This window comes from Streptomyces sp. HPF1205 (assembly GCF_020400825.1).
In the GTDB taxonomy this organism is placed as follows: domain Bacteria; phylum Actinomycetota; class Actinomycetes; order Streptomycetales; family Streptomycetaceae; genus Actinacidiphila.
The window spans coordinates 1-1,208 of the sequence record NZ_JAINVH010000112.1 but is presented as its reverse complement, the minus strand read 5'-3'; the positions used below and the strand labels follow the sequence as shown (position 1 = coordinate 1,208).

Here is a 1,208-nt window from a genome sequence, read left to right as displayed (position 1 = left end):
CACCGTCACACCGCCGGCCAGTGCCATGGAACACTCGCCGGCCCGCAGCGCCTGCACGGCCAGGTGCAGCGCCACCAGCGACGAGGAACAGGCGGTGTCGATCGTCAGAGTCGGGCCCTCAAGGCCGAGGGTGTAGGCGACGCGGCCGGACACCACGCTCGCCGCGTTGCCGGTACCGACGTGGCCGTCGGCGGACTCGACGGCATTCTGCAGGAGGGCCGCGTAGTCCTGGCCGTTGGTGCCGACGAACACACCGGTACGCGAACCGCGCAGCACGGCCGGGTCGATCCCGGCCCGCTCGACGGCCTCCCACGACGTCTCCAGCAGCAACCGCTGCTGCGGGTCCATCGCCAGCGCCTCACGCGGCGAGATCCCGAAGAAACCGGCGTCGAACCCGGCGGCGTCCTGAAGGAACCCGCCGACGCGCACGTACGAGGTGCCGGGGTGTACGGGGTCGGGGTCGTAGAGGGAGTCCAGGTCCCAGCCGCGGTCGGTGGGGAAGTCGCCGATCGCGTCGCCCTCTTCCATGACGAGCCGCCACAGGTCCTCCGGCGAGGTCACGCCGCCCGGGAAACGGCAGGCCATGCCGACGATGGCGATCGGCTCGTCCACGACCGTGCCGGAAACCGCCTCGACGGAGCCGGAGTCGGCGGTGGCTGTGGGGGCGGTGGTGGCGCCGACCAGTTCGCCGTCCAGGTGTGCGGCCAGAGCGGCCGGGGTGGGGTGGTCGAAGACGAGGGTGGTCGACAGGCGCAGTCCGGTGGCGGTGGCCAGCCGGTTGCGCAGTTCCACCGCCATCAGCGAATCGAACCCGAAGTCCTTGAAGGCGCGGCCGGGTTCGATCGCCTCGGCCGACTCGTGACCGAGCGCGGCGGCGGCGGCGTTCCGTACGAGATCGACCAGTCCGCGCCGGCGTTCGGCACCCGGCAGGGCCGTGAGCCGGGCAGCCAGGCCGGTGCGTTCCGTCCCGGCGCTGCCGCCCGCCAGGGCGTTCCGCGCCTCGGGGACGCCGTCGAAGAGGGCGCTTCCGCGCTGCGCGGTGAACGCGGGGGCGAAGCGCTCCCAGTCGACGTCCACGACCACGGACGTGGCCTGGCCGCTGCCGAGGGCCCGCTCGAACGCGGCGAGCGCACGGGCGGGTTCCAGCGCGCGCAGGCCGCGGCGGCCGAGTTCGGCGGACGCCTCCGCGCGGGCGGCCATACCGACAC

The 1,208-nt window shown here is 73.8% G+C and carries 1 protein-coding gene; it reads right to left on the bottom strand.

From position 1 onward, the window contains the following. Positions 1-1,208, bottom strand: a 1,208-nt coding sequence (locus K7G61_RS35860; RefSeq protein ID WP_225851339.1) for a type I polyketide synthase, incomplete at both ends; no start/stop codon positions are given.